Annotated in this window: 19 protein-coding genes and 3 pseudogenes; 17 read left to right on the top strand and 5 right to left on the bottom strand. The window is 37.0% G+C overall.

Features of this window, described 5'->3' with window-relative positions; genetic code table 11:
• Nucleotides 1-109 precede the first annotated feature (109 nt).
• The 11 genes from AC0VXV_RS10955 to AC0VXV_RS10905 all read left to right on the top strand — a co-directional run bounded on the left by AC0VXV_RS10955 (nucleotide 110) and on the right by AC0VXV_RS10905 (nucleotide 10,536).
• On the top strand, nucleotides 110-1,405 hold the full coding sequence (locus AC0VXV_RS10955; RefSeq protein WP_475528187.1) for an NCS2 family permease: 1,296 nt from the start codon (nucleotides 110-112) through the stop codon (nucleotides 1,403-1,405).
• 161 nt (nucleotides 1,406-1,566) lie between these two features.
• On the top strand, nucleotides 1,567-2,553 hold the full coding sequence (locus AC0VXV_RS10950; protein WP_475528186.1) for an NAD(P)-dependent alcohol dehydrogenase: 987 nt from the start codon (nucleotides 1,567-1,569) through the stop codon (nucleotides 2,551-2,553).
• A 189-nt stretch (nucleotides 2,554-2,742) separates the two neighbouring features.
• The gene (locus AC0VXV_RS10945) at nucleotides 2,743-3,303 is read left to right on the top strand and encodes an NUDIX hydrolase (RefSeq protein WP_475528185.1); all 561 of its coding nucleotides are present in this window, start codon (nucleotides 2,743-2,745) and stop codon (nucleotides 3,301-3,303) included.
• A 27-nt stretch (nucleotides 3,304-3,330) separates the two neighbouring features.
• Nucleotides 3,331-3,816, top strand: a complete 486-nt coding sequence (locus AC0VXV_RS10940) for an NUDIX domain-containing protein (RefSeq protein ID WP_475528184.1) — start codon at nucleotides 3,331-3,333, stop codon at nucleotides 3,814-3,816.
• A 70-nt stretch (nucleotides 3,817-3,886) separates the two neighbouring features.
• A complete protein-coding gene (locus AC0VXV_RS10935; RefSeq protein ID WP_475528183.1) occupies nucleotides 3,887-4,306 on the top strand; it encodes a DUF4279 domain-containing protein in 420 nt (139 codons plus the stop codon).
• Nucleotides 4,307-4,425: 119 nt separating this feature from the next.
• Nucleotides 4,426-4,629, top strand: coding sequence for a zinc ribbon domain-containing protein (locus tag AC0VXV_RS10930; RefSeq protein ID WP_008403962.1), 204 nt, complete (start codon nucleotides 4,426-4,428; stop codon nucleotides 4,627-4,629).
• A gap of 215 nt (nucleotides 4,630-4,844) precedes the next feature.
• Entirely contained in the window at nucleotides 4,845-6,488 is a 1,644-nt protein-coding gene (locus tag AC0VXV_RS10925; protein WP_475528182.1) for a glycerol-3-phosphate dehydrogenase/oxidase, read from the top strand.
• Nucleotides 6,489-6,601: 113 nt separating this feature from the next.
• The gene (locus AC0VXV_RS10920; protein WP_475528181.1) at nucleotides 6,602-7,168 is read left to right on the top strand and encodes a glycerol-3-phosphate responsive antiterminator; all 567 of its coding nucleotides are present in this window, start codon (nucleotides 6,602-6,604) and stop codon (nucleotides 7,166-7,168) included.
• Nucleotides 7,169-7,338: 170 nt separating this feature from the next.
• Nucleotides 7,339-8,136 (top strand): MIP/aquaporin family protein, encoded by a 798-nt coding sequence (locus AC0VXV_RS10915; RefSeq protein WP_475528180.1) that lies wholly within the window; start codon nucleotides 7,339-7,341, stop codon nucleotides 8,134-8,136.
• Nucleotides 8,137-8,156: 20 nt separating this feature from the next.
• A complete protein-coding gene (gene glpK, locus AC0VXV_RS10910) occupies nucleotides 8,157-9,650 on the top strand; it encodes a glycerol kinase GlpK (RefSeq protein ID WP_475528179.1) in 1,494 nt (497 codons plus the stop codon).
• Nucleotides 9,651-9,939: 289 nt separating this feature from the next.
• Nucleotides 9,940-10,536 carry a CAP domain-containing protein gene (locus tag AC0VXV_RS10905; RefSeq protein ID WP_475528178.1) on the top strand — a complete coding sequence of 199 codons (597 nt, stop codon included), beginning with the start codon at nucleotides 9,940-9,942 and terminating at the stop codon, nucleotides 10,534-10,536.
• A gap of 354 nt (nucleotides 10,537-10,890) precedes the next feature.
• Here AC0VXV_RS10905 and AC0VXV_RS10900 read toward each other — a convergent pair whose 3' ends face one another.
• From AC0VXV_RS10900 to AC0VXV_RS10890, 3 genes are all read right to left on the bottom strand, one after another.
• Nucleotides 10,891-15,351, bottom strand: a complete 4,461-nt coding sequence (locus AC0VXV_RS10900) for a S8 family serine peptidase (RefSeq protein WP_475528177.1) — start codon at nucleotides 15,349-15,351, stop codon at nucleotides 10,891-10,893.
• 843 nt (nucleotides 15,352-16,194) lie between these two features.
• Nucleotides 16,195-16,461 carry a DUF5658 family protein gene (locus AC0VXV_RS10895; RefSeq protein WP_420853865.1) on the bottom strand — a complete coding sequence of 89 codons (267 nt, stop codon included), beginning with the start codon at nucleotides 16,459-16,461 and terminating at the stop codon, nucleotides 16,195-16,197.
• 383 nt (nucleotides 16,462-16,844) lie between these two features.
• Nucleotides 16,845-17,291, bottom strand: a complete 447-nt coding sequence (locus tag AC0VXV_RS10890) for an Lrp/AsnC family transcriptional regulator (RefSeq protein ID WP_475528176.1) — start codon at nucleotides 17,289-17,291, stop codon at nucleotides 16,845-16,847.
• A gap of 121 nt (nucleotides 17,292-17,412) precedes the next feature.
• On the opposite strand from AC0VXV_RS10890, the gene AC0VXV_RS10885 reads away from it, so the two are divergent.
• From AC0VXV_RS10885 to AC0VXV_RS10875, 3 genes and pseudogenes are all read left to right on the top strand, one after another.
• Nucleotides 17,413-17,832 (top strand): carboxymuconolactone decarboxylase family protein, encoded by a 420-nt coding sequence (locus tag AC0VXV_RS10885; RefSeq protein ID WP_475528175.1) that lies wholly within the window; start codon nucleotides 17,413-17,415, stop codon nucleotides 17,830-17,832.
• Nucleotides 17,829-18,044: pseudogene (locus AC0VXV_RS10880) on the top strand (alpha/beta fold hydrolase); the annotation flags it as partial. The gene AC0VXV_RS10885 and the pseudogene AC0VXV_RS10880, both read left to right, overlap by 4 nt.
• Nucleotides 18,045-18,198: 154 nt before the next feature.
• Nucleotides 18,199-18,749: pseudogene (locus AC0VXV_RS10875) on the top strand (SF0329 family protein).
• Nucleotides 18,750-19,122: 373 nt separating this feature from the next.
• Here AC0VXV_RS10875 and AC0VXV_RS10870 read toward each other — a convergent pair.
• A complete protein-coding gene (locus AC0VXV_RS10870; protein ID WP_475528174.1) occupies nucleotides 19,123-19,434 on the bottom strand; it encodes a response regulator transcription factor in 312 nt (103 codons plus the stop codon).
• 194 nt (nucleotides 19,435-19,628) lie between these two features.
• Here AC0VXV_RS10870 and AC0VXV_RS10865 point away from each other — a divergent pair.
• The 3 genes and pseudogenes from AC0VXV_RS10865 to AC0VXV_RS10855 all read left to right on the top strand — a co-directional run.
• Nucleotides 19,629-19,808, top strand: a pseudogene (locus tag AC0VXV_RS10865) (alcohol dehydrogenase catalytic domain-containing protein); the annotation flags it as partial.
• 57 nt (nucleotides 19,809-19,865) lie between these two features.
• Complete coding sequence (locus AC0VXV_RS10860; protein WP_475531450.1) at nucleotides 19,866-20,477, top strand: zinc-binding dehydrogenase; 612 nt, start codon at nucleotides 19,866-19,868, stop codon at nucleotides 20,475-20,477.
• Nucleotides 20,478-20,891: 414 nt separating this feature from the next.
• Nucleotides 20,892-21,779 (top strand): CAP domain-containing protein, encoded by an 888-nt coding sequence (locus AC0VXV_RS10855; RefSeq protein ID WP_475528173.1) that lies wholly within the window; start codon nucleotides 20,892-20,894, stop codon nucleotides 21,777-21,779.
• Nucleotides 21,780-21,872: 93 nt separating this feature from the next.
• On the opposite strand, the gene AC0VXV_RS10850 is transcribed toward AC0VXV_RS10855, so the two are convergent.
• Nucleotides 21,873-22,319: a multidrug DMT transporter permease gene (locus AC0VXV_RS10850; RefSeq protein ID WP_475528172.1), complete on the bottom strand. Its 447-nt coding sequence runs from the start codon at nucleotides 22,317-22,319 to the stop codon at nucleotides 21,873-21,875.
• Between the last annotated feature and the right edge of the window lie 28 nt (nucleotides 22,320-22,347).

Below are 22,347 nucleotides of genomic sequence, written 5' to 3'. Positions count from 1 at the left end.
ATTTTTATTCCATTTTGTAGAGAAGCTTTGGCCATTCGTGGTCAAAGCTTTTTTTTATTCTAGGATAATAAATTAATTGCTAACATTATAGCATCTAGGAGATTACAACATGAAAAACTTTTTCAAATTTGCAGAACGGGGTACTTCATATAAAACGGAAACACTTGCAGGGATCACGACCTTCTTATCGATTGCCTATATTTTGATCGTCAATCCCATTATCCTAAGTCAATCTGGAATGGATCACGGAGCTGTATTCACTGCAACTGCGCTAACTGCTATCATCGGCACATTGCTAATGGGCATAATTGCGAACTTCCCGATCGCTATTGCACCGAGTATGGGATTAAACTCATTCTTTACTTTTACAGTTTGTATTGGAATGGGCATTGATTGGCAAGTCACGTTAACAGGTGTTTTTGTTGCCGGCATCATCTTCTTGATTTTAAGTTTATTTAAAATTCGCGAAAAAATTATTAATATTATTCCAAGTGATTTAAAATTCGCAATCGCTGCTGGTATTGGATTTTTCATCACGTTTGTCGGATTAAAAAACGGCGGCATTATTGTTGGTAATCCTGATACATTTGTGGCGATTGGCGATTTAACATCACCGATGACGTTATTAGCCATTCTAGGTATTTTCCTTACAATCATTATGTTAGTAAAAGGTATTAACGGTGGTATTTTCTACGCTATGGTCATTACAACAATTGTGGGGATGCTTTTTGGTAAGATCGAAGTACCATCTTCAATCGTTGGTAGTATCCCAAGCCTTGAACCGACATTTGGTGTTGTGTTTGGTCATTTTGATGAAATTTTTACAGCAGAAATCCTGACAGTTATTTTCACGTTCCTAATTGTAGCTTTCTTTGACACAGCAGGTGCTTTAATTGGACTGACAAGCCAAGCAGGCATGATGAAGGACAATAAAATTCCGAATATCGGAAAAGGGTTACTTGCCGATTCAGCTGCCGGTGTAATTGGAGCCGTTTTAGGTACTTCAACACCTGCAACAAGCGTTGAATCTTCTGCGGGTATTGCTGTTGGAGGAAAAACCGGCTTTACATCAGTAGTTATTGCTGCATGTTTCGTCGTTGCATTATTCTTCTCACCACTTGTTAGCGTAATTTCAGTGGAAGTAACATCTGCCGCATTAATTATTGTTGGTGCATTGATGGCTATGGAAATCCGTCGAATCAACTGGACAAAGTTAGAAATCGTTATTCCTGCATTTTTAACAATTATTATGATGCCACTAACTTCTAGTGTAGTTATCGGGATTGGGTTAGGCTTTGTGCTGTATCCTATTTGTCTTATCGCACAAAAGCGTGCTAAAGAAATCCACCCGATTATGTATGTGCTTTGTCTGTTATTCCTTTTATACTTTGCATTTATCGTATAAATGATCTTCAGAATAAATAAAAATACATCCATTAAATCAATCACTTTTGAGATAATGGATGTATTTTTTTTTTGCTCTGTTCGTAGATTGTTGCTTATTGGTCTAATTTATTCCTAATATTCGTATTTATATTAAGGAATAAAACGAATCTGAGGTGGAAAATGAAAGCCATTGTGTACACAAGGTACGGTCCCCCCGATGTTCTTGAACAAAAACAAGTAGAAAAACCTATTCCTAAGGAAAATGAAATCCTTGTTAAAGTAATAGCCACAACGGTAACAGTAGCAGATATAAGATCACGAAGTTTTACAGTTCCTCCTGCTTTTTGGCTACCTGCACGCATAACACTAGGTTTTAGACAACCCAAAAAAGAGATTTTAGGAATGGAGTTAGCTGGAGAAGTAGTATCAGTCGGAGAAAATGTTGAAAAGTTTAAGCAAGGAGACCAAGTTTTTGCGGCATCCTTGGTTGGATTCGGTGCTTATGCCGAATATAAATGTTTGGAGGAAGATGGACCTGTCGCTATAAAGCCTTCCAATATAACTTATGGAGAAGCGGCTGCTATTCCTATTGGTGCCCGTACAGCATTGTACTTTCTTAAGAAAGCTGGTATAAAGAGCGATCAATCGGTATTAGTGTATGGTGCTTCAGGAAGTGTAGGAAGTTATGCTGTTCAGATTGCCAAATATTTCGGAGCAAAGGTTACAGGGGTATGCAGTACGACGAATTTGGAGTTAGTAAAATCTCTTGGAGCTGACAAAGTAATTGATTATACAACAAAGGATTTTTCTAGTACAAACGAAACCTATGATATCATCTTTGAAGCGGTAAACAAGAGTTCTTTTTCGGCTTGTATGAAATTGTTAAAGAACAATGGTACTTATGTAAATGTTACTGAACCGCTGCCAAGTGTTCGAATGCTATGGACTAAATTGACGAGCAATAAGAGACTATTATTGAGTCGAAATCCACCTGAGACTTCTGAAGCACTAAACTTCCTTAAGGAACTTGTAGAGATGGGGAAATTAAAAGTGGCTATTGACAGATATTATTCATTTGATGAGATTGTGGAAGCTCACAGATATGTGGAAAAAGGACACAAGAGGGGAAATGTTGTCATAATGGTTGAACATAACAGCAAATCCTAAAATATGAAGCACTAAATTCACTCTAAATAACGAGCATGAACCTTCTTTAAGGGTCATGCTCTTTTTTATGATGAAGTAAGAATTGAAATCAAGTGTGATTTGGATAATTATGTTAATGTTAATAAGGTAGAGTAAGTGGAAAACTTAATTTAATAGCCTAGATTTTGGCGTAAACTTATGGAGGTAGTTATGGATAAATGGAAAACTTTAAAATCAGAGTATATACATAAAAGTCCTTTCGGCAATATTCGAAAAGACGAATGCAAGCTTCCAAACGGTATGGTGATTGATGACTATTATGTAAACGAATATTCAGATTGGGTAAACGCTGTCGTGTTAACAAAGGAAAACAAGATGGTCCTTGTTGAACAGTACCGTTATGCTGGCAATGAATTTTACCTTGAAGTCCCTGCTGGGAAAATCGAAGCAAATGAAACATACGAGGAAGCGATAATCCGAGAAGTAAAGGAAGAGACTGGTTTTATTTCAGAAAACAAGCCTATTCTTCTGGGGGAATTCATGGTTAATCCCGCTACACAAAATAATAAAGTAATTACTTTTCTCTTGCTGGATGCTACTAAGAAATTTGAACAAGATTTAGATGATACAGAAGACCTTACAATTAACTTAATTGATTTTAATGAAATGGATAATTTAATTAAGTCAAAGCAGATCAATACACAACTGTTTACAGCACATGCATACACAATGGCGAAAATGTACTATATGGAAAAACAACTGAGTATCTAATTATATATAAGAAAAAGAGGTGTGAAGATGTCACATGTAAGAATACGATGTACAGGATTGATCATTGAAAATAATTCGGTACTTTTAGTAGAGTATGATGATAATGGGATACATTATAATTTACCAGGCGGAGGACTTAAACCTGGGGAAACAATAATTGAGGGTGTCGCAAGAGAAGTATTTGAAGAAACTACGGCAGATGTTGAAGTTGGACCGTTAGCATTAATATATGAGTTTCCCCCACATAAGCAATCGGGTGATTATGATGAGAATGCCCAACATGGACTTCATCTTATTTTTGAATGTACTTTAAAGAATAGATCGATCCCGAAATTACCCGAATATCCAGATACTAATCAAACGGCGGTGAAATGGATTCCTATAGAAGAATTGGATTCAATTTTGCTGCTGCCCAATATTAAACAGCAAATAAAGAACTATATTAATAATAGAAGAAATATTGAATTGATTGAGGATTATCGGTTGGAGAAACTCTATTTGAAACAAAAATAAGTATTAAAAATGCCCACGTAATCAATAATAATTGTTTTATTTATAAGGGCATAAAATTGAGGTGTTCAAAATGGAAGATTATTGTTCAGAAACGAGGGCATACTTCATTTTATTTGGAGAGGATTTCCCTTTGGAGGAATTCACTAGAGAAATAAGAATCATTCCGACAGAAGCTTACAGAAAAGGTGAGGAATGTATTCGAGGTAAAACAAAACATGTAAGATTTGAAACTGCATGGGAGTACGGGGTAGATTACATAATGACAAACCATCCAGAGGAACAAATTCACAACATTGTAAATACACTATATAACTCAATAGAGATTATTAAAAAATATGTAGATGACTACAATCTGAGATGTAAATTAGTTACGGTTGTTTGTTTTAATTGTCAGCAAACACGAGGGCTTGTTATGAATAATAGGGCAATTGAATTTGCCGATCAAGTAAATGGGGAATTTGAATTCGATATATATAATAACAACGATTAGGAAAGGCGTTTTAAGGATAGCGTTGATTCCATTTATCGAACTCATAATTACTGAAATTTTTTTCCACTCGATTCCATATAAAAGTATAACAAATCGTAAAGTGGGAGAGAGGACTATATATGTCAGAAAAAGGCTGTATAAAATGTGGAAGTAAGGATGCGAGCAAGAAAGAAGTGGCGATGACTGGTACAGGGTTATCTAAAATGTTTGATGTTCAGCACAATCAGTTTATAGTCGTTTACTGCAATAACTGTGGATATTCAGAGTTCTATAATAAAAAATCGTCTTCAGCCTCAAATATTTTTGACCTGTTTTTTGGTTAAAAGATTAAATGTGATGTTAATTTTGACTTACCGGATTTGATCAAATCAGAACTAATAATGTAAATGTCTTGCATTTTTCCTTCTGTGGCGTTAAGATAAGGTCAAGTTAATAGACCGGTTTGAGTTAAAGAGAGACCTTAAAGAACGCACAAAGCGATATTTGTGTGGTGCTTTAAGGTCTCTCTTTTTTTGTCTACATTTAAGGAGGAATTATTATGTCAACAGCTTCATCTTTACAACGTTCAGTCATCATGAATGATTTACAGAGCAAAGAATATGACGTTTTAGTTATCGGAGGCGGTATTACAGGTGTGGGGATTGCACTTGATGCCATTACGCGCGGATTGTCAGTCGCATTAGTTGAAATGCAGGATTTTGCGGCAGGTACGTCAAGCCGCTCAACAAAATTAGTGCACGGCGGTTTACGTTATTTAAAACAATTTGAAATTAAAGAAGTAGCCGAGTTAGGAAAAGAGCGTGCGATCGTGTATGAAAATGGTCCTCACGTAACAACGCCCGTATGGATGTTATTACCGTTCCATAAAGGTGGTACATTCGGTAAATTCTCTACATCTGTTGGTTTACGTGTGTACGATTTCTTAGCGGGGGTAAAAAAATCAGAACGCCGCTACATGTTAAATAGTGCGCAAACATTAGAAAAAGAACCACTAGTAAAGCAAGCCGATTTATTAGGCGGCGGTGTTTATGTTGAATACCGTACTGATGATGCACGCTTAACAATCGAAGTTGCAAAAGTCGCGATTGAAAAAGGTGCCGTTTTAGCGAACTATACGAAAGCTTCAGGCTTTTTATATAATGATGCGAAAAAGATTATCGGCATTGAAGCGACAGATTTATTATCTAATGAAACAATTCAAATACATGCGAAAAAAGTCGTGAACGCGGCGGGTCCATGGGTAGATGATGTTCGTAGCATTGAAGGCAAAACAAGCGGAAAGCACTTAATTTTGTCAAAAGGTGTGCACATCGTATTTGATGAGTCGAAGTTCCCGTTAAAACAGGCGGTTTATTTTGATACACCGGATGGCCGTATGGTATTTGCGATTCCGCGTAACGGTAAAACGTATGTTGGTACGACTGATACGTTTTATGAAGGGGATCCGCGCAATATGGATATAGAACAATCCGATCGCGATTACATTATGAATGCCATCCACTACATGTTCCCGAATGTAAAAGTGGCGGATGTGGATATTGAGTCAAGCTGGGCAGGTGTACGTCCGTTAATTCATGAAGAAGGAAAAGGACCATCAGAAATTTCCCGTCATGATGAAGTTTGGGAATCTGAGTCAGGCTTAATTACAATCGCGGGCGGTAAATTAACAGGCTATCGTAAAATGGCGGAAGCAGTTGTAAATAAAATTTCAGCGAGCCTAAAAGCGGAATTTGGTGTAGAGAGCAAACCTTGTATTACTAAAAACATCCCGATTTCTGGCGGTGAAGTAGGCGGCTCAAAACATATTCAAACGTTTATTTCGAAAAAGACAGAGTTAGGTGTGAAAGCTGGCTTAACGAAAGAAGAAGCGGCGTATTTAGCACAGCATTATGGCTCGAATGTTGAAAAAGTATTTAGCTATGTGGCGAAAGCAAACGACACGATGCCTAAAGCTTTATTTGCTCAGCTACAATATGGTATTGAGCATGAGCTTGTGACGACACCTGTCGATTTCTTCGTGCGCCGTACGGGTAATATGTTCTTTAATATTGCTTCGGTATTGGCACATAAGGATGCAGTCATTGCACATATGGCACAGCAGTTAAATTGGTCAGATGCCCAATTATCGGAGTTTACAGAACTGTTGAACATTGAAATTAAGCGTGCAACAACCGCAAAATAATGTAAAATAATATTGTGATACAATTTTGGCTCATCGATTGCGTGGGAGATTTGAATTAACGCAGCCGATGAGCCATATTAATATAAACAGATTTCTAAGTATAGGAGGATGTTATGCCGTTTAATGATCAGAAAATTATTCCTGCTGCCCGAACAATTAAACAGTTTGATAAAGTAGTAAAAAGTGAATTCGAATATATCGTATTGCTTGAGGTGCATTTAAGCCAATTACGCTCGTTAAAACAAGAGGCCGATCGTCATGGGAAAAAATTAATTATTCATGCGGATTTAATACATGGCCTGAAAACGGATAATTTTGCCGCGGATTATTTATGTAACGATATTCGCCCGGCAGGCATTATTTCTACACGCTCCAATATGATTTTAAAAGCGAAATCCCGCGGTATATTGGCGATTCAACGTGTTTTTTTAATCGATACAATTGCGCTGGAAAAAAGCTATTCGCTCCTTGAACAAACGGCCCCGGACTTTATTGAATTACTACCTGGAGTTATCCCGGAAATGATTGAGGAAGTATCTATGCAAACAGGTATTCCTGTTATTACAGGTGGCCTAATTCGGACGGATGAGCAAATTAAGCAGGCATTTGATGCAGGTGCAATTGCGATTACTACCTCCAATAAAGAATTGTGGAAACGTTTTCAAAAAGTTGTTGACTAATGAATAATTTCAAACTATTATGATTACTAAGTCAATAAATACGTGGTTGAGTAAAGGAGTCCGCATGTACAATTGTTTTACGTGAATTCGTAAAACAATTGTTACTTGCGGACCTTTTTTCTTCTAAGTATTTTATTAACGGAATATACATGAGCTAAGGAGGTTATGGAATGTCAACATTTACAGCCGAGTTAGTCGGCACGATGCTGCTAATATTATTTGGTGGCGGCGTTGTAGCAGGTGTTTCATTGCACAAATCAAAAGGTCAAGGTGGCGGTTGGGTCGTAATCACTTTTGCATGGGGCTTTGCCGTAGCGATGGCAGCATATGCAGTAGGGGGCATTAGCGGGGCACACTTAAACCCGGCATTAACAATTGCTCTTGCAACAATTGGCAACTTTGCATGGTCGGATGTGCCATTGTTTATCGTTGCACAACTAATAGGAGCGTTTTTAGGTGCTGTGTTAGTGTATTTTGTCTATTTACCGCATTGGAAAGGCACAAAAGACAAAGGTGCAAAACTTGGCGTATTCTCAACAACTCCAGCAGTAAAACATATCCCTTCAAACATGATTGCTGAGATGGTCGGCACATTCGCATTAGTATTAGGGATTTTAGCTTTAGGGACAAACGAAATTACTTCAGGATTAAATCCATTTTTAGTCGGTATTTTAATTGTTGTAATTGGTATGGCATTGGGTGGTCCAACAGGTTATGCGATTAACCCGGCCCGTGACCTAGGTCCACGTATTGCACACGCGCTTTTACCGATTCCAGGTAAAGGAGATTCAGCTTGGTGGTATGCATGGGTACCTGTAGTTGCCCCGATTATCGGCGGTGTTTACGGAGCAGTATTTTTCAGCTTCATTTGGAATGGAGCAGATGCAACATTATTCTGGATTTTCAGTGTAGTAGTAGCGGCGATTTTCGTAGCTGCACAAATGACAGTATCGAAAGTAGAAGAGTAGAAGAGTAGGAGGATTTGAAGATGACAGAAAAATTTATGATGGCGCTAGACCAAGGTACAACTAGTTCACGTGCAATTTTATTTGATAAAAATGGTACGGTATTTCATACAGCACAGCAAGAGTTCCCGCAATATTTCCCGGAATCAGGTTGGGTAGAGCATAACCCGGAACAAATTTGGTCTTCCGTGCTTTCATGTATCGCGGCAGTGTTATCTGAGAAAAATGTACTCGCAAGTCAAATCGCAGGAATTGGTATTACAAACCAGCGTGAAACGACAGTCGTATGGGATAAAAATACGGGTAAACCAATTTACAATGCAATCGTTTGGCAATCACGACAAACTGCGGAAATTTGTGAAGATTTAAAAGCGCGTGGCTTAAATGATACGTTCCGCGATAAAACAGGATTACTCATCGATGCATACTTCTCAGGGACAAAAGTGAAATGGATTTTGGACAATGTAGAAGGCGCTCGTGAAAAAGCCGAAAATGGGGATCTCTTATTCGGTACGATTGATACATGGGTCATTTGGAAATTAACGAACGGTTCTGTGCACGTAACTGATTATTCAAACGCATCCCGAACATTAATGTTCAATATTTATGATTTGAAATGGGATGAAGAACTACTTGATATTTTAACAGTTCCAGCTTCGATGCTTCCAGAAGTGCGATCTTCTTCTGAAGTATACGGTCATACAGATGCAGATAAATTTTTCGGTCAAGAAATTCCAATCGCAGGTATTGCGGGCGACCAACAAGCAGCATTATTCGGGCAAGCTTGCTTCGAGCAAGGAATGGTGAAAAATACATATGGCACTGGTTGCTTTATGTTAATGAACACAGGTGAAAAAGCGGTAAAATCTGATCATGGTTTATTAACGACAATCGCATGGGGCTTAGACGGCAAAGTAACGTATGCGCTAGAAGGAAGTATTTTCGTAGCGGGCTCTGCTATCCAGTGGCTGCGCGACGGGTTACGTATGTTCCGTAAAGCGGAGGAAAGTGAAGCATATGCAACACGTGTAACATCTTCTGAAGGCGTGTATGTTGTACCGGCATTCGTTGGGCTAGGAACGCCTTACTGGGATTCGGATGTACGCGGTGCAGTATTCGGCTTAACACGAGGTACAGAAAAAGAGCATTTCGTACGTGCTACACTTGAGTCGCTTGCCTATCAAACGCGTGACGTATTAGGTGCAATGGAAGCGGATTCAGGAATTCCGCTAAGCACATTACGTGTAGACGGCGGCGCAGTGAAAAACAACTTCTTAATGCAATTCCAGTCAGACCTATTAAATGTGCCGGTAGATCGTCCGGTTGTAAATGAAACAACGGCTTTAGGCGCAGCATACTTGGCTGGTTTAGCAGTAGGCTATTGGGAGACATTAGATGACATATCAAACTACTGGAATTTAGATCGCAAATTTGAGCCTGAGATGGGCGAAGAAGAGCGCGAAGCTTTATACACAGGCTGGGGCAAAGCGGTTAAGGCGGCACAGGCATTTAAATAGTGTAGTGAACTTTCTATGAGTCTAGTGAATGTCATGGCCTAATATCTTATCTAAAAACAATGATAATTTTCGAAGAGAGCTGTAAGAAAAGCGACGGAGCTTTTCTTACAGCTTTTTTATAATGAAACACCTTTTTTTATAATACGGCAATTGGGTTTTTAAGTAAACAATTGTCATAATTGTAACATTCGTTATCCTTTTGCAAAAGAAGCGCCATTCATTCCCTAATGATTTTACAGTCTCTCTCTAGTAAGCTTGTAATAGACAACTGGAAAGGATTGATTCAATAATGTTGAAAAAAAGTATCGTGTTGTTCTTTAGTATGATGCTACTTGCATTACCAGCTACTGCATCTGCAGCTACTTATACAGTAAAAAGTGGGGACACGCTTTGGAAGATTGCCTCTAAAAATCAAATCGGTCTAAGCGAATTAATTTCTTTAAACCCTACATTAAAAAATCCGGATATGATCTATGTCGGAGATAAAATTAATATTTCTGAAAATGAACAACAAGCAGTAGAAGAGCAAGTAGTTAGCCTAGTAAATAAGGAACGCGCGCAACAAGGATTAGCACCACTTAAAATCGATTGGGAATTAGCACGGGTTGCAAAATATAAGTCACAAGATATGCACGCCAAAAATTATTTCAGCCATACAAGCCCAACTTACGGCTCACCATTTGATATGATGAAACAATTTGGTATCAGCTATAAAGCAGCAGGTGAAAATATTGCAAAAGGTCAAAAATCCGCTGCGCAAGTAATGGATGGATGGATGAATAGTTCAGGCCACCGAGCAAACATTATGGATGCGAAATTTACGCATATTGGTGTAGGCTACGTTAAAGATGGGAACTACTGGACACAAATGTTTATAAAAAAATAAAAATATCATTAGTTAGCGGGAAATAATTACATATTTTTCGAGCAAATATCTTTAGATGAGAGTCAATAGTACCTTATCGAACAAATGGGCGTGATTCTGTAAAAAGAATCACGCCCGTTTTTATTATAGAAATATCGTGAGTCATAAAAATAAAATGGTGGATGTAAAATGGAGGATCTTCTTGCAGACCGTGTTTGTGTTAGTGGAATGCAAGGATGGAGCAACGCGAAACAAATAAAGGCAAATAAAAACTGAATCCGGTACAGTACCGAACTCAGTTTAAATATTTCTAATTGAATTCATCCAGTTATACTTTAATGGGTTACTTTAAATTTGGGTGCTACTCATATTTTATTACGGTGTTTCTGTTAATTCTTCCTCTTTAGAAGATTGTTCCTCAGCTGCTGCATCGCCAGCTCCTTCTGTAATTACAGGTAAATTAATATATAATTTACCTGCAGCTTTTTGACGAGTTTCGTTATTGAAACCATCGATTGCAATTACTTCAATCACTGCACCGTTTGCAACAGTATCAGCAGGAACTGTCCAATAGCCCACATATTGACCATTTCCTTGCTCCATCATTGGTAATTCAGTTGCATTTTGAACTACGTTTGTTAATGGCATATGGATCACAAAAGTAGGTTTTAATCCTGGCTCACTATCAAACTCAATTTTAACTGTCTTACCCGTTGTAATTGTAATGTCTGTAGCTGGTTTTAAGTTTGAAATTATTGGTGCATCGAAATCAGCAGTTACAGTAACTGTCTTAGAAACACTGTTGCCAGCTTTGTCTGTAGCTACTACTGTGATTTCATTCGCTCCACTATCAAGAATAACGCGTTTTGAATATTTTCCTTCGCTGATAGTAGCATTTAAGCCATTAACAGTAACTGTGTCAATATTTTCATCAGTAATTAAACCTTCTACAGTTACTGTTTCACGATTTACTTTTTCACCATTAGATGGTTTGTCGATTGTTAGTTCAGGAGCTACCGTATCCAAAGTCACTAGAACCGGAGTTGATTCACCTGTTACACGACCATCTAATTTTGAAAGAACTGAAAATTCATTAGCACCCTCAACTAAGTTTGCTTTAATTTCAAATTTGCCATCGTCACCGACTACTGCTGTTGTTACGACTTCTCCATTCTGTTTTAACTCAATTGTTGTTGTTGGAGAGGCTGTTCCAGTAATTGTTGTTTCAGCTTCATTTGTGATGGAATTTGTAGCTGGAGAAGTAATTACTGGGCCAACTACTTCATAGCTAACGCGTGCGCGAATCATATAGTTTCCTTCGCTGGCAGGTGCTGTAGCCCAAGCCCCTGAAACATGCTGATAGCTTCTTGCTGCATTTTTGCCATCTTCGTCCGTTGCAAGACCTGGCGAATTCGGGTTTGCAACTGTTTGACGGTAAACCATATAGAAGTCACCATTGACAACAATATTGTGTTCTGTAAGGTCTACAACTGTCCATTCACCATTTCGAAGAGCAGTTGCATCAATCGGGCCAGCTAATTGTTTGCCAGGCGTACCGTCTGCACCGGTAGCATCCCAAACTTCAACTGCAAAGGCAGTTCCACCTGGGTTGGGCCATTCAGTTGTCCAAAAACGGAATACACCATCTGTCACTATACCGTTTTCATTACCTTCTGGAAGAGTCATTTTTACGGCCCATGCATTTCCAGCTGCATTGAATGCGCGTGCATTTTCAGCAGTGCCATCATCATAGCCGATTTCTCCACCTGGATATGTGTAGAACGGCTCAAGTGAAATGTTTTGTGTTGATAGTTCACCTGTAAGCGTTACAGGGATTTCTTTTCCGTGGTAGCCACGAGCAATTACTTTTAATGTGTACGTACCTACATATGCTGTAAGGGTAAAGTTACCGTTAGCGTCTGTTTGTACAGGGGCGATATTTGCGTCTTCAACTAGAATAACTGTTGCACCTTCGATTGCTTCTCCTGTTGATTGATCAGTAATTGTACCGCTTATTGTATTTTGCTCAATTTCATCTAATGTGAAATTCGCAGTAGAAGTGCTATCCGCCTCGATTGTGACTGATTGTACTTCAGATGTGAAACCGTAAGCTTCCGCTTTTACATTAAATGTTCCAGTACCATGTGTGAGTTTGTATGAACCGTCAGCCGGGCTTGAATATACCGATCGTCCTGATTCTAGGACACTTACTTGAGCTCCTAATGGAAGAAGTGTTGGATTGTTGATTACTTCAATTTCAGGTACCTTTTCTTTTGAAAGTATATCAGGTTTAATTGTCTTTGGATCTACAGCTTCTTTTAATGCTTCTTTATCTTTTCCGTTTCCGTTATTCCCGTTGTTATTACCTTTATTACCAGTTTCATTTCCTTTACCATTCGCGTTTCCATTATTATTGTTTTTCCCTTTAGAGACTTTACCAGTTTGAGAGACGTTAGTTAATGCCACATCATCAATATACCAGCCATCTCGTTGTACACTAGAATCTGAGAATGCATTGAAACCGATATAGATACGTTGACCAGCATAGTCTGATAAATCAACCTCTGCATCCAACCAACCATTTGATTGACCTTGAACCATTAATAATTGTGTCCAGTTTTCTTGGTCTGTTGAAACAAATACATGTCCATAATCATACGCTCTACCAGAACTAGCTTGTTCGAAGTTATGCCATTGTTTAAATTGTAGGTAAGAGTTTCCTTCAGGCAGATCAATTGGAGGTGCAACAAGTATCGCATTCATGCTATTTGCATATGTGCCAGATAAGTTTGTTGCATAAACCTTTTCACCTGAGGCTGCATTTCCTGGGCCTGATGTTGGTACACCCCAATCCCAACTATCATTCGTACCAAATGAATACCAGCCAATCGGTTGTGTTTCAAAGTTTTCAGAATAACCAACAGTGATCCCTGGTTTTACTTCTACAATGTACTCATCACTATTTACTTCATTGTTACCAAAGTCATTAATTGTCCATTTGTACGTAAATGAATTACCAGAGATTAATTCGCCTGGTATAACTACAGCAAATTCACCAGCTTTATGATCGCCCGATTTACGTCCAGCAGGGATTTGCTGCCATGTATTATTTTCATCTTTGTAGTTAAGTACTACTGATGAAACACTAATGTTATCACTGACTGCAACAGTTAAATTTAAATCCATCCCTGCATAAGTTTCATGTGGGGCTGTATGATCGAATTGAGGTGCTTCAGTATCAGTTCCTGCTTTTGTAACTTGACCTTCAAGTGTACCTAATCCGGAAATAATTGAAGAAACCGCTTCATATGCGTCCACCAACCCATAACCATATCCATGGTTAGGTGAAGTAGGGTATTGACTGTCTGTTAGTGGATTGGCAGTGTCTAGTAGAATCTGTTCCATTTCATCTACTGTTAAATTTGCATTCACTTGACGTAAGAGGGCAGCCACACCTGATACAGCAGGGCCGGCCATCGATGTACCATTCCAACCGCCTTCATAACCTCCACCCGGAACAGATGAACGAATGTTAACACCAGGTGCAGAAATATCTGGTTTAGTTTCAGCATAAGGGGAAGGACCACGTAGAGAGAAATTACCAACTAAGTTATTAATGTCCGTCGCGCCTGTAGCAAATGATTCCGGATAGTTGGCTGGTGCAGCAACAGATCCAGCTCCACCTGGATTTGTGAACGTTGTATTACCTGCAGAGAATTCGGGGAAGATTTCTGCTGCACGCCAGTTAATAACAACATCACGGTACCATTCGTCTAATCCAGCCCCACCGCCCCAAGAGTTATTCACGACATCTGGCGCCATATCAACGCGCGGGTTTCCGTTAGCATCTGTTGGTGCTAAAATCCACTGAGCTGCCTCTAATAGATCGGCATCTGTTCCACCGCTTGCAGTGAAAGCTTTAACAGCAATATACTTCGCCCCAGGTGCAACTCCAATTTGATTTGAGCCATTTTGTTCACTACCGACCATTGTACCAGTAACATGTGTTCCATGGTCTACGTCGTCATATGGAGTAGCTCTTCCTGCAGAAGTCGAATCATACCAGCTATAATCATGAGAAACTTCTCCAGTGGCTTTGTTATAGCCGCGATATTTTTCTTTTAAAGCTGGATGATCCCATTGAACGCCCGTATCAATACTTGCAACAACTGTACCTGAACCATCTATGCCCATTTCCCAAACTTCAGGTGCATTGACCCGTTCAATATTCCACTCAACGTTTGCAACTTCTGCATTTGGGGTTACAGCATTTTCAGTTTTGGTTGTAAAGAGCTGACGTGTTTCATTAGGTAAAATTTTCTCCACTTCTTCGAATGTAGCGATTTTTTCTGCCACTTCCTGAGTTGCTGTAACAGCAATTGCATTTACGATATAAAAGGACGTAATATCTGTTGCATTGCCACTAGCCGCTTCTTGATCAAGGAATTGCATTACTGATTGCTGAGATTCAATAGAGGTCGCCTTTAATTCAGAGACAACAGCAGAACGTTGAATCAACTTTGCATTCAGAGCAGATAAGTTTGATTCATCCGCCTTTTGGCGAGCAGCCGTAGCAACTTTGGTAGAATTCGCCTTATCTTTAAATTTGACTAAGAATGTTACTTTGTTATCCTCTTTGAAATTTTCAAGTAAGCGTTTATTCAATTTTTCGCGTGCAGAACTAAAAGTACCGCTCGAACTCGAATCTCTAAATGATTCATAGAGTTGATTGGAAGTTGTTTGAGCGTTAGCGACACCTGGTGTCAATAAAGAAAAAGTCATCGCTGCAGTAGCAAAAATACTAAGTGCTTTTTTAGAATTTTTTTTCTTCCTCAATTGTGTTCCTCCTTCGATTTTTAATTCACTTTATCCCTCTAATAGTCAATTTGAAGCTGTAGGTTGTACTTTAAAAACAACCTTTCCTCCTTTCTTTATGCTTTTTAGGGTAGAAATGACTAATTTATGAATTTAAATTCTCTAGATGTAAGTACTATGTTAGATTATGGAAAATGGTTTTTTTATCGTATTATGTCGAAGATTTTAGATGAAAAATATTTTTGGAGTTAATTGACTATTTTTTTATGGGGAAAGAGGGCAATGAGACATAGTTGGATAATAGTGGAAATCAGTAATAGTAAGGTTTAGCTGATTGTTGAGTTTTCGTAAAAAAAATAAACTAATCTTCTTTTATAAAAAAAGATTAGTTTAACCTATAAAAAGGGCAATAGGTCTAAAGGTCAATTTTTTCTTTTAGGTTGTAAGAGGGACTTATTGTTCACCTACCTAATATTTAATTGTTATTCTTTATTGAGAAAAGATGGTAAATATTTATTCGATATTTTGATGGGAAATTCAGAAATCAAGGCGAGTAAAAGAATTGACTATTGGCGATTGAACAATTAAGTGATGATAATATTATTTTTAACTAATTTATCGATAAATTTGAGGGGGAGGAAAGCCTTGTGACGTATCTGAATATATTTAACTAGTGTCTAGGTTTTAGTTGAAATTTCGCTTTTTTATAATGAAGTTATTTTTTGAAATTGTCGAAATTTGTCTAAAGGGTATTTCCATTATATTTTTGTTATAACAAATCCAGGGAATTGGCGATTAGGGGAGAGGTATAGGAGCACTTATTATGGCTAGCCATAATAAAAAAGCAGAATTAATTCTGCTTTTTTACAACAACATTGTTATCCAGGTCATGTGTAGAACGAATATCCCGCTATATAAGAACATAACGAAAGAAAGGACTACACGCCAAACATTTGTTAACCTTGTAGGGAAATTTGACTTCCATAATAACCAAACTAGACCAGATAAGATAACTTTTGTGCCGAGAATCATTAAGGGCGAAAGCGAACTCAACAGGGGATTTGCTTCTTCAATCCATTCGTTGCTGAGCCCCCAAGCTGTACATATGCCATCTATGAGATTCAACACCATAATGACCAACAACATTCGTTTTATATCAAACAAACGTTTCACTATACGTCACTCTTCGCTCGAATCGCAATCTCTCCTTTTATACTTATTCGCTAGATACAATTTTTCTTGTTACGAACATTCCATCTTTAGATAAGCTTTTACAAAATTGCTTATTTTATACTGCTTATATATCAAAATTAAATAAAGGGTAGTTTCCCAAAAAGAAAGAGCCCGTAAAAAGGGATGCGGGAATATTAATATTCAATTTTGGGAATTATTAATACTCAATAATCTGTCGTAATTTAAGATGAACTGAGCTTTCTCTAGCTAAGGAGCCAGTTTATAAAATAGAAAGAATTGTGTTCAACGTAAGTAAGTATAGGTACTTTATTTCAATAAATTTATAAGTAACTTTTATGCAATTTTAAATTAGTTGGAACCTGTGAAAAAATAAAATGAGTGACCGTTTGTGCGATGGGACTAACTTCATCAATAAATTTTTCTGCGTTAGCAAACGTTTCAAAATGCATTTTAATCATGTAACAAGCATTCCCTGCAATCCGATAACAGAATTCTACGTTAGGAAGTTTCTCAATATAGCTCCTAAAAGACCTATAGTCACCATTCTTAACGGTTGCTTCTATTATACATTGGATCGGTAAACCTAATTTTTCATAATCGACCACTAGTGTGTTTTTCTTTATAATTCCAAATGACTCCATCTGTTTTATTCGTTCAGTTACTGATGGGGAAGATAGATTTATCCTTCTTCCAAGCTCGCTCATCGATAAACGACTGTTAGTAAGTAGTTCATCTAATATTTTTCTATCAATTTCATCTATTTTCATTTTTAAAGTTTTCCCCCAGTAATCATTAATTTTAAATGATATTTACTTGTTATTCGTTATAAATTTAATGTGATTTTGTTATTGTGTTTTCTATAATTAAAAATAACAAGGAGGGAGTTATATGGCAAGAATTATTGAATCTCAATTCGGGGAAACGCCTTTTCAAAGACTATTAGGGCATAACAAGGATGTTATGGAGGAATGGAGTCAGCTAGGTGATGTGTTTGAAAAAGATGGACTACTAACATCTAAATTAAAGGAACAAGTAAGAAGAACATTAGCTCAAGGCAACGGATGTGAGTATTGTAGGGCCAAAGGAAAACCGAATCCAGTAAATTTTGAAGAAAAAACTTCTATTGCAGTAGGATTTGCAGAAGTCTTTTTAAAACAAAAGAGTGAAATAGATGAATCAAGTTTTAATGTTTTGAGAGAATGTTTCAGTGATGAGGAAATAAGTGAGTTGTGTGCATTTATTTCTTTTACGACTGCTTCACAATATTTTGGTGCAATGATGAAGTTAGAACCTGAAAATAACCAGTAGATCGGACTATTTTTAACAGACCCAGTTTATTTCTTTTAGGAAAACAAGATTCTTCTGTTGGTTACAAAGATGCAATTAACATAATGGATTATTATCCAAGATGGTCATTTGCAATATTGGATATTGCAGGCCATAATTTACAAATTGAACAACCTCAACTATTTAGTTCTTTAGTAAACGAATGGTTAGATAGAACAGAGGAATTATTATAAAAATTTGGAAAAGAGCTTGTTCAGAGGCATTTTTTTAGAAGTAGTTGTGCAATTCAAAAAAAAGAGCCTATTAACATTGATATACTAATGCTTATAGGCTTTTAGCAATGTCTCGACAGGGATTCTTGATTACCTGTAGAAAGGTTTGACTGATATGCAATGGAGTAAGACTAAATCATTACTTGAAAGTTTTCTCAGTGATAAGTTACAAGGAAGAATCAAAATATACGCCACTGTATATCGGAAATTTCATGATAGCCCAAGCAGAGTCTGGATTACATTTGATAACAAAGAAATTATAAGTGCATCTGATATAACTTATGAAAAAAACACGAAGAATTGTATCATAAGATAAAAAAGGAAGAAAACCTAAAAGACATTCCATTCAACGAAAATTGGCATGTAATGTTCAATTCTCCTGAACGAAAAGAATTGTTAACAGCATCTGATAATGTAGAAAAATGGATGATAAACCAAAATATTTTTAACAGTTATCACTTTTATGGATCTTTTATGAAATATAGTTCTTTGACCATTGATGAAGCATTAAATTCCGAAAATATAATAATACGGGCATATGCAATGCTGGATAGAAGGCTAGGCAAAAGAAGGATAAAAAAATTAAATTTTAACATCGAGGACACACATCCATTAATTTTAGACTTTTATAAAATACGATGTGACGTTGAAGGAATCTCAGGCTAGCGGTATAGGTAGTCGTCCCTTTTTAAAGAAATCTTTAGATAAATCCGACAACACAAACATAAAACGTAGAATTTCTCCGTCTGAACCTGCTGCACCTACTCCATTTTAATAACTAAACTTGCCCTCTCTAACTGTTTCAGCCCTCAGCCCTTCGAAGCGGCTGAGGTGGAATTGGCTCCAATATTATGTGATAGGTAGATCTCCATGTTCGGGAATTTTACTTTATGATAGTATCAGAGTTGAAAAACCGAATACAAACGGTTTCAGTACTTTGCTTGGCTCATTAACTTTAATTGTATAAGAAATTGGCGCACCAAAGACCTTATTTTCACAAATGGAAACGAGAATGGTTCGTTCATTAAAATCTAATTGTCTAAGTCAAAATCCTCTTTTGGAATAAAAACGCCACTGCATGTGTTCGATTTGACGTTTTTGTTTTTGACATGACACTTTTAATATATTGTTTAATGGTCGTTTCACTAATTTCTAATAGGTGGGCGATTTGTTTTGAACTATAGCCAAACGCAACGCATTTCATGACCTCAAATTCTCTTTTGGATAGTTTGATTTCATTGTTTTCTACATAGCATGGATGATTAAATAATATTTCTCCTACTTGACTACTAAATAAATTTGCTTCCATTAATAATTGAGGGTCAAAGTTTTTATGAAAATGGGTACCCAAAAAGTATCCAACAACTACATGATTAAAAATAATCGGAACAACCAAGAGTGAATCTTGGTTTTCAGCAATAATATATTTCCTTGGGATATTTAAATGAAAATCATTGCTTTCAAAATATTGCGCACTTTTCTTTTGGATTGTCTCAAAAATGGCTGGAATCGTAGTTACATCATCACGAATGAGAAGTAGGTAAAAATGTAAAGAACTTTAAAAAGGGCGATAATGTAATCGTACCATTCTCCGGCAGTGACGGTACTTGTCCATATTGCCAACAAGGGCATTCAAACCTTTGCAACACTTCATTTATTCCTGGTTCCACTTATGATGGCGGCTATGCGGAATATGTGGGAGTACCATTAGGAGATCGAAATATCATCCATTTACCAGAAGAAATTAGTTTCTTGGATGGTGCAGCATTAGGTTGTCGTTTAATGACTGCTTTCCATGGTATTGTTGATCGAGCAAATGTGGCGCCTGGTGAATGGGTAGTCGTTTATGGGTGTGGTGGTGTTGGGCTTAACGCTATTAATATCGCCTCATCCATTGGTGCTAAGGTAATTGGCGTCGACATCAACCCTAAGAATTTAGAACTTGCAAAACAAATGGGTGCACACATTGTCATTAACAGTAAAGAAGTAGATCCAGTAGAAGCGGTAAGAGAAATTACTGGTGGTGGTGCAAACGTTTCAATTGATGCATTAGGTATTGCCGATACTTGTTTAAATGGAATCAATAGCCTGGCGAAACGAGGTCGTCATCTGCAAATAGGTGTAACGACAAAAGTGGAAGGCGGAAAAGTTGCTTTACCTATCGATCAAATGGTCATGCAAGAAATCCAATTTATCGGGACATTGGGAATGCCAAATCATCGTTTTGAATCGTTGCTTCCATTAGTTAAGCAAGGGAAAATTACACCGGGGAAAATGATCACTGCAGAAATTGCATTATCGGATGTAACGAATATATTCGAGGAAATGAGTAATTTTAATACAACGGGAACGTATATTGTAACGGAATTTAGTAATAGTGCTGTAAGAGTATAAAATATTGATTGCTGATATTAAGGATTACGCATTAATCTTGTTCTTTTAATAAACAAAAAGGAAGGAACCTGTATTCAGGATTCTTCCTTTTTAAGCATTCTGTAACACTTAACACTGATAAGCCTTTCTTATATACAAATGGATTACGGTTATAAAAAAGGTTGAGCTCACTACACTATATTGTAATTGTTTTGTAACAAATGTAATAGTAAAGCGCTAATTTAATAATCTTAAAATCTGTCAATAGTTTTTCAGTGGTAGTATAATTTTAGACTGGATGATTTTATGAAATTATTAGTTATTAAACCTTTGATTTAACGGAGTTTAGTAGTGAAATGTTACTCCTCCCAGTTTATGGGCCCTTTATTACAACTTTTGTACTGTAATATTGGTGTCGTAGAGGAGGAATACAAAATGAATAAAAAGTGGTTAGCAACATCATTATGTGCAGCGACATTATTTGCAACATCTATTACTGCAGCAGATGCAGCAAGTTTAAATATAGAGGTGAAGAGTGTTTCAAATCCTCAAAATGCCCAAGTTATTAAAGGGGATAACATTCAAGGCTTTGGTTTAAAAATAATCGATCCAATCGCCTTATCAAATGGAGAGTTCGATTTAAATAAATTTAAAGGTTTAATTAACAAAACGATTAATAACTCAAAAGATAATAAAGTAATTGAAGGCAAAGTAGTGCATAAAGAAAAGGCTACAACTAATAAAGAAAATACTAATACTAATAAAGAAACACAAAAAGAATCTACTAATAAAAAAGTAGAAAAAGAGGTAAAGGCACCTCAAACACCGGCAAAAGAAAAAGCTACTCCGGTTACAAATAACAATAACACAAAAGCACCTTCAAACTCGAAAAACCAACAAGTAGAGGCACCTGTAAAAACACCTTCTAACAATGTTAGTCAATCGGTTTCTGAATTCGAGAAACAAGTAATAGACTTAACAAATGCAGAACGTGCAAAAGAAGGACTAAAACCGCTTGAAATGCATTCTCCTTTAATGGAAGTAGCTCAGGCAAAATCAGAAGATATGGCGAAAAATAATTATTTTTCACATACTAGCCCAACTTACGGAAGCCCATTTGATCAAATTAAATCTGCAGGAATTTCATACCGTTCTGCCGGTGAAAATATTGCACAAGGTCAAAGAACACCACAACAAGTGGTACAAGCCTGGATGGAATCACCAGGACACCGTCAAAACATCATGAATGCAAATTACACGCATATTGGTGTAGGTTTTGTTGAAAATGGTTACTATTGGACACAACAATTTATTCAACTTTAAACATAAATTACTTTTATTTAGGCTATTTGGCGACCAAATTATTTTGGCGTTGAGTAGTCTAACTTCGTATTAAGGATACCACCAACCGACTTATTACTTCATATAGTTTAATTTTACATAATGAAATTCTCTCGATTTAGATTTGATTGACAATAAAATTAAAACATAACAAATGAAATTTTTTAAATTAGCACAAAAAAAAAATTTGTGTACCAAAAGTATAAATGTCAAAATAGCGAATATGAAATGAAACTGCTCTGCTAACTGTCGGATTAGGGCAAAAAAGACAACGACGCAATGCATCAGATTTCCTAATATGACAGGTTTGTTATAGATGCCACCGATCAGGGCAGAACGTGTAAACCAATTTAACATTGCAAACCCTAAATATAGTCCTCCGATAATTTGCAGCAGAATTAGAGTAATAGGTAAAGGGTCAATCCCTAATATATTTGAAATTTCTTCAGGAATAAAGGTTCCTGCCAACCCCGACAAACCCATCAATACAGAGCTACTACTCAAAAGCCATTTCGTTTTCATTTTATTTCTCCTTGTAAGGGAGTTAATT

The organism is Solibacillus sp. iso_87, assembly GCF_056173085.1.
Note: the sequence above shows the minus strand (reverse complement) of the source record. Positions and strands in the feature narration are given on the sequence as shown.